This window comes from Rhodoblastus sp., assembly GCF_041915505.1.
In the GTDB taxonomy this organism is placed as follows: domain Bacteria; phylum Pseudomonadota; class Alphaproteobacteria; order Rhizobiales; family Beijerinckiaceae; genus Rhodoblastus.
The window spans coordinates 1-5,069 of the sequence record NZ_JAYSBG010000261.1 but is presented as its reverse complement, the minus strand read 5'-3'; the positions used below and the strand labels follow the sequence as shown (position 1 = coordinate 5,069).

Here is a 5,069-nt window from a genome sequence, read left to right as displayed (position 1 = left end):
AGCCGGTCCATCGCCGCATTCTCTATGGCATGCACATCCTGCGGCTCGATCCCGGCGCCCCGTTCAAGAAATGCGCGAAAATCGTCGGCGACGTGATGGGCTCGTTCCATCCACACGGCGACCAGGCGATCTATGACGCTCTGGTGCGCCTGGCGCAGGATTTTTCCTCGCGCTTTCCGCTGGTCGACGGCCAGGGCAATTTCGGCAATATCGACGGCGACGGCGCGGCGGCCTATCGCTACACCGAAGCGCGCATGACCGATGTCGCGCGCGCCTTGCTCGAAGGCATAGACGAAGACGCTATCGACTTCCGCGAGAATTATTCCGGCGACCAGAAGGAGCCGGTCGTCCTGCCGGCAGCCTTCCCCAACCTGCTCGCCAATGGCAGCCAGGGCATCGCGGTGGGCATGGCGACCTCCATTCCGCCGCATAATGTCGCCGAACTCTGCGACGCCGCGCTTTACCTCATCGCCAATCCCAAGGCGGGGGCCGACCAGCTCATTACATTCGTGCCGGGGCCGGATTTCCCCACCGGCGGCATTATCGTCGATTCGCGCGACGTCATCGCCGAGACCTATCGCACCGGGCGCGGCTCATTCCGCATCCGCGCGCGCTGGTCGAAGGAGGAGGGCGCGCGCGGCGTCTGGAACGCGGTGGTCACGGAAATTCCCTATGGCGTGCAAAAATCGCGGCTGATCGAAAAACTCGCCGAACTGGTCAATGAAAAGAAACTGCCGCTGCTCGCCGATGTGCGCGACGAATCGGCCGAGGACGTCCGCATCGTGCTGGAGCCGCGCGCGCGCAATGTCGACGCCGGCGTGATGATGGAAAGCCTGTTTCGCATGAGCGAGCTGGAAACCCGCTTCGCCATGAACATGAATGTTCTGGTCGATGGCGTGGTGCCGCGCGTGCTCTCGCTGCCCGAGGCCCTGCGGCAATGGCTCGACCATCGCCGCAATGTGCTGGTCCGCCGCTCGCGCTTCCGGCTGGCCGAGATCGAGCGCCGGCTCGAAGTCCTCGCCGGCATGATCATCGCCTTCCTCAATCTCGACGAGGTGATCCGCATCATCCGCGAGGAGGAGGAGCCGAAAGACGTCCTGAAGACGACCTTCGCGCTGACCGACAACCAGGCCAATTACATCCTCGACACCCGCCTGCGTTCGCTGCGCCGGCTGGAGGAAATGGAGCTGCGCCAGGAACATGCCGACCTGACCAAGGAAAAGGCCGATATCGAGGGCCTGCTCGGAGACGAGGCGCGGCAGTGGAAGACCATCACCTGGCAGATCCGTGAGATCAAAAAGAAATGGGGGCCGAATACGGCGATCGGCAAGCGCCGCACGACGTTCGAGGCGCTCACCGCCCATGCCGAGAATTTCGATCTCGCCGACGTGCTGGTCGAGCGCGAGCCGATCACCGTGGTGGTCAGCCAGAAGGGCTGGATCCGCGCGCTGAAGGGCCAGGTCGCCGATCTCTCCGCGCTGCAATTCAAGGGCGATGACGCTTTGCGGCTGTCGCTGTTCGCGGAGACGGTGTCGAAAATCCTGGTCCTCTCCACGGACGGCAAGATTTTCACGCTGGAAGCCTCGAAACTGCCGGGCGGGCGCGGCGCCGGCGAGCCGATCCGCCTGCTCGCCGATATCGACGACAATGAGGATGTCGCCGCGGTCTTCGTCTATCGTCCGGGCGCGAAAATGATCGTCGCCGCCTCGGACGGGCGCGGCTTCCTCGCCGCGCAGGACGACATGATCGGCAATACGCGCAAGGGCAAGATGCTGCTCGGCGTGGACGCGCCCGCCAAGGCGCGCTTCGTCGTGGCCGCCGACGGCGATCATGTCGCGGTCATCGGCGAGAACCGGAAATTGCTTTGTTTCCCGCTGTCCGAACTGCCCGAAATGACACGCGGCAAGGGCGTGCGCCTGCAACGTTATAAGGACGGCGGCCTTTCCGACATCAAGCCCTTCACGCTCGGAGAGGGGCTGAGTTGGGTCGACCCGGCGGGCCGTGTCTTCAATGTCGCGCAGGAGGCGCTGACCGAATGGCTCGGCCATCGCGCCGACGCCGGACGCCTGCCGCCGAAGGGATTCCCGAAGGCGAACAAGTTCTCGTGACGGAGAGGGATCTGGCGGGCGCCGCGCTTCGCGGTTAATTCCGGTTCTCATTTATGAGAACCGGTCAGGAGCGAATGCGACGCCGAGCTGATGCGAGGGGCCTCGATGATCGCGATGAGTCGCGATCATCGAAACTTAGTATAAGCTTCGCGCCTCGGAGGGATTTTTCATGAAACGCCTCATCCTTGTCGCATCGGCGGTTGTCTGCATGGCGGCTCCGGCGGCGGCCGCTAATGTCGCCAACGTGTCCGGCGGCGGCGCCTTGGCGCTGGCGGCGCTGGTCGGGCAGCATGCGCCGCACCTGTCCCTGGCGCAAAAGGCCGTGCTGCGGAAATATCTGGATGGCCGCGCCAGCGCGAAATTCCCCAGGAGCGCGACTTTCGCGGTGAAGGCCGATTCGGTCGTCTGCCGCGCGAGCAATGTCGATATCACCGCCCATTCCTGCGAACTGACCTTCGGCGCGAAGAAAGTGTCGTTGAAGGGCCGACTGGCGCATGAACTCTACGCGACCCTGGTCGAGAATGGCGTGCCCTCGGACGGCGCGGCCGGCTCGATTTTCGAGGCGACGGGGGCGCTGGACTGCGCGATCGATCCCGGCGCGATCGCCGATCGGGCCGGCGGCGGCGCGACCTGCACGATCGCGCCGGCTCACTAAACTGGACGTTGTGCAGGCGGGAGAGATCAGGCCGAGGCGCGCGCGAGGGTTTCGCGGGCGACGGTCTGCCGCAACAGGTCGATGGTTTTCAGCAGCCGGGGCGCGGGCGCCGCGCCGCTGGTGAAGACCAAGACGAAAGCGGCGTCGCGCACGACATGAGTCGGGAAATGCGCCGAGAGCACATGATCCGCGCGGCGGGCGATGGCCGGGGCGGGGTCGATCCAGCGCAAGGGCCAGGGCGCGAGCCGGACAAAGGCGTCCAGCAGCAGCGGATAATGGGTGCAGGCCAGCACCACGGCGTCGGTGCGCCGGCCTTCGCGCATGACAAAACACGGCGCGATCTCGCGCGCGACGGCGCTCTCGTCGAGGGTTTCGCCTTGCATGAAAGCTTCGGCGAGGCCGGCGAGCTGTTTCGAGCCGACCAGCGTCACCTCGCAATGGCCGGCGAATTTGTCGATCAGGTCGCGTGTATAGTCGCGCGCCACCGTGCCGGGCGTGGCGAGCACGGAAATCAGCCGCGATTGCGAATATTCGGCCGCCGGCTTGATCGCGGGAACGGTGCCGACAAAGGGAATCGCCGGCCAGCGTGCGCGCAGGACGGGCAGCACGAGGGTTGAGGCGGTGTTGCAGGCGATGACGACGCAATCCGGCGCGTGATCGGCGATCAGGCGCTCCATGGCGGCCAGCACGAGGGCCGTGACTTCGTCCTCGCTCCGGGGGCCATAGGGAAAGCCGAGATCGTCGGCCGCATAGACATAATCGGCGTCGGGGCGCTGCGCCGCCAGCGCGCGGAACACGGTGAGGCCGCCGAGGCCGGAATCGAAAACAAGAATCTTGGGGGCGCGGTTCATCGAAGCGGCCAATGTCGGTCAAGACAAAGGACGCTTTTAAACTGAACAACGGGTTAACGGCAAATCGCTTGCGCACCGGCGAAGGCGCGTTCGTCATTGCGAGCGGAGCGAAGCAATCCATTGCTACCTTTCCGCCGCAGCCCTTGACGGGGCGGGCGAGGGCCTGTAGGGATGCGCCTTCTTCTGCGCCTGGTTTCCGGGCGCGGAGCTTTTTCGCACCCGCGATTGCTCCCTTCCAGGTCGTCCGACCAAAAGGTGAGTGGTCTGTCGGCCCGGAAATATTCGGGCAGAGGAGGGCGCGTTCCACCCGCGCGGCGGGGGGACGCTTTTGCGCGCTGCGTTTTCGCGGCGACGTCGGGCTGTCCTCGTGTCGCACCTTGTTGAGGACAGAAATGACCAAGCGTTCCGAAGCCAAATATAAAATCGACCGCCGCATGGGCCAGAACATCTGGGGCCGCCCGAAGAGCCCGGTCAACCGTCGCGAATATGGCCCCGGCCAGCACGGCCAGCGCCGCAAGGGCAAGCTGTCCGATTTCGGCACCCAGCTCAAGGCCAAGCAGAAGCTCAAGGGCTATTACGGCAATATTTCCGAGAAGCAGTTCCGCAAATATTACGCCGAGGCGATCCGCATGAAGGGCGACTCGTCGGATAACCTGATCGGTCTGCTGGAGCGCCGCCTCGACGCGCTGGTCTATCGCGCCAAATTCGTGCCGACCGTCTTCGCCGCGCGCCAGTTCGTCAACCACGGCCACGTCAAGGTCAATGGCCGTCGCGTCAACATCCCGTCCTATCTGGTCAAGCCGGGCGACGTGATCGAGGTCAAGGAAGCCTCGCGCCAGCTCGTCACCGTGCTGGAATCGGTCGGCCTGACCGAGCGCGATGTGCCGGATTATTACGAGGTCGATCATTCCAAGATGACCGCCAAGCTGACCCGCATCCCGCTCCAGAATGAAGTGCCCTATCCGGTGCAGATGGAGCCGAATCTGGTCATCGAATTCTATTCGCGCTAATTCCTGAAGCGGTTGGCGTACGCCAGAGCGACCGGCACAACGGAAGCTTTGGCGAACGCCGGAGCAACCGGCAGAAACCACATCAAGGCCGCCTTTGGGCGGCCTTTTTCGTTCTGCGTCCAAACGCCGCAGCACGCCTGCTTCTTGATTCACGTCAACGACGGGCTGCGGCTCCGGCGCGAGGCTCGGGGTCTCCGGCAAGATGCGGGAAAGACGGCTTAGGCTTTGTCGCGCTGGGGGGAGCGAGCGGCGGAAGCCTGCGGCGAAACAACTGTATCGTCGCAGGCTTCTTATAGAGCGCCGCAGGCATTTCGCGGAGGCGACGATGACCAGACTGGCGGTTGTATTGTGGGTTATGGGCGGAACGGTGCTGGCGGGCGTCGCCGTGCTCGTCGTCCTGCTGACGCCCTCGCTTCAGAACGAGGCCCTGCGCTTCATCCCGATC

The 5,069-nt window shown here is 64.5% G+C and carries 4 protein-coding genes; 3 read left to right on the top strand and 1 reads right to left on the bottom strand.

Annotation, left to right across the window (positions count from 1 at the left end; genetic code table 11):
* On the top strand, positions 1 to 2,108 hold a 2,108-nt coding region (parC, locus tag ACE3S9_RS14600), incomplete at its 5' end, for a DNA topoisomerase IV subunit A (protein ID WP_374547211.1).
* Positions 2,109 to 2,277: 169 nt separating this feature from the next.
* Entirely contained in the window at positions 2,278 to 2,763 is a 486-nt protein-coding gene (locus ACE3S9_RS14595; protein WP_374547210.1) for a hypothetical protein, read from the top strand.
* Between the two features lie 26 nt (positions 2,764 to 2,789).
* On the opposite strand, the gene murI is transcribed toward ACE3S9_RS14595, so the two are convergent.
* Entirely contained in the window at positions 2,790 to 3,614 is an 825-nt protein-coding gene (gene murI / locus ACE3S9_RS14590) for a glutamate racemase (protein ID WP_374547209.1), read from the bottom strand.
* A gap of 392 nt (positions 3,615 to 4,006) precedes the next feature.
* Here murI and rpsD point away from each other — a divergent pair, with 392 nt between their 5' ends.
* Positions 4,007 to 4,624: a 30S ribosomal protein S4 gene (gene rpsD, locus ACE3S9_RS14585; protein WP_374547208.1), complete on the top strand. Its 618-nt coding sequence runs from the start codon at positions 4,007 to 4,009 to the stop codon at positions 4,622 to 4,624.
* Positions 4,625 to 5,069 lie beyond the last annotated feature (445 nt).

Excerpts from the sequence above, each read along its gene's own strand:
- rpsD (WP_374547208.1), top strand. The coding sequence starts at position 4,007 with ATGACCAAGCGTTCCGAAGCCAAATATAAAATCGACCGCCGCATGGGC.
- ACE3S9_RS14595 (WP_374547210.1), top strand. The coding sequence starts at position 2,278 with ATGAAACGCCTCATCCTTGTCGCATCGGCGGTTGTCTGCATGGCGGCT.
- murI (WP_374547209.1), bottom strand. The coding sequence starts at position 3,614 with ATGAACCGCGCCCCCAAGATTCTTGTTTTCGATTCCGGCCTCGGCGGC.